The following is a 453-nucleotide window of genomic DNA, read 5'->3' as shown; positions in this document are numbered from 1 at the left end:
CTGTTTGATAGGGGCTTGCCAAGTCTACACCGTTTAACATCTAATCACGACCTGACTTAATCTGCGAATCATCAGGAACAAAACCCATCGTATCAGGTAAGCTTGGATTGGTATTCTCACTATTCTGTTGGTCATACGCTGTTTGAATTAATCCAGCCGCTACATTTTGTTCTAATGGTACATTTAATTGTTGTGCCTGTTTAACTAATGTATCTGTCGCTGCTTGTTTCTTTTCAGCTCCAGCCTTTTTAGTTTTAGTTGCCTCATTATTAACCAAGACTTGGGCAATTTGATACCATAGGTCTAACTTACTAGCTAAAGGTTTATTATGCTCTTGAATGTAGGGGTATAGTCCTACAAACAGAAAAGCAATAATTACAGACAGGGTACTTAACAATTGTAAAATATCGGTTAAGTTATTCATTATAATCACTCTTTTCTTTTAGCAGCTTC

At 36.6% G+C, this 453-nt stretch carries 1 protein-coding gene; it reads right to left on the bottom strand.

The annotated features are described in order from the left end of the window. Positions 1-40: 40 nt before the first annotated feature. A complete protein-coding gene (locus tag PT287_RS10015; protein WP_277134669.1) occupies positions 41-424 on the bottom strand; it encodes a phage holin, LLH family in 384 nt (127 codons plus the stop codon). Positions 425-453 lie beyond the last annotated feature (29 nt).

The sequence above is a fragment of the Lactobacillus sp. ESL0679 genome, from assembly GCF_029433515.1.
Classification (GTDB): Bacteria; Bacillota; Bacilli; order Lactobacillales; family Lactobacillaceae; genus Lactobacillus.
This window is presented reverse-complemented; position numbering and strand designations above follow the sequence as displayed.